The 1,050-nt window shown below is 60.8% G+C and carries 1 protein-coding gene; it reads left to right on the top strand.

Features of this window, described 5'->3' with window-relative positions; genetic code table 11:
* Window positions 1–83: 83 nt before the first annotated feature.
* A protein-coding gene (locus tag IEY58_RS34125) for an IS630 family transposase (protein ID WP_189052656.1) occupies window positions 84–1,035 on the top strand; the annotation gives its coding sequence in 2 pieces (ribosomal slippage) (window positions 84–436 and window positions 435–1,035; 954 coding nt in all).
* Window positions 1,036–1,050: the final 15 nt, after the last annotated feature.

Below are 1,050 nucleotides of genomic sequence, written 5' to 3'. Positions count from 1 at the left end.
GCTAGAGCGGTTTGCGACCTGAGTGATTCGAGGATTCCCAAAGGCGCGTGATCGTGATTCCCTACGATGGGAGGTGGGTCACGATGACGAAGCCGCTATCCGTTGATTTGAGGGGCCGTGTCGCGCGCTATGTTTTGGCGGGCCACTCGCGCCGACAGGCTGCGAGGGTTTTCGGCATCGGGGTCAGCTCGGCGATCCGATATGTCGCGCAATATCTGAGGACCGGCACGGTGGTGCCGGCCAAGCAGGGCGGCGATCGACGCAGCAAACTCAGAGGCCACGAGGATTTCGTCGTGCATCGGGTGCTTGAGGTTCCCGACATCAGCCTGGCCGAACTGGCTGAGGAGCTGGCGGCGCGTGGTGTCCACATTCATCCGTCCAATCTTTGCCGGTTTCTGCTGGCTCACGGCTTCATCTATAAAAAAAACGCTGCTCGCGGCCGAGCAGAAGCGCCCGGATGTCCGGCAACAGCGCAATGAATGGATCAAGGGACGGCAGCCGATCATGTGTCGGGCGACCCATCGGCTTGTGTTCATTGACGAAACAGGAACGACGACAAAAATGACCCGGCTGCGCGGCCGGGCGCCGAGAGGCAAGCGGCTCAGGGCGTCGGCACCTTTCGGCCACTGGAAGACGGAAACCTTTATCGCCGGGTTGAGACAGGATGGCCTCGTCGCTCCGTTCGTGATCGATCGGCCGATGAACCGGAAAATCTTCGAAGCCTATGTGCAAACCCAGTTGGCGCCGACCCTGGCCGCCGGCGACGTGGTCATCGCCGACAATCTCAGCGCCCACAAGAGCCGTATCGCCGAACAAGCGATCCAGGATCGTGGCGCCTGGATGCTCTTCCTGCCGCCCTATTCGCCCGATCTCAATCCAATCGAGATGGCCTTCGCCAAGCTGAAGGCTCATCTCAGAAAGCGCGCCGCCAGGACGATCGAGGACCTCTGGCAGGCCATCGGCGAAATCTGCGACCTCTACGAGCCCGATGAGTGCCTCAACTATTTCAAGACCGCGGGCTATGACCCAGCATGATCGCAAACCGCTCTA

This window comes from Aliidongia dinghuensis (assembly GCF_014643535.1).
In the GTDB taxonomy this organism is placed as follows: Bacteria; Pseudomonadota; Alphaproteobacteria; order ATCC43930; family CGMCC-115725; genus Aliidongia; species Aliidongia dinghuensis.
This window is presented reverse-complemented; position numbering and strand designations above follow the sequence as displayed.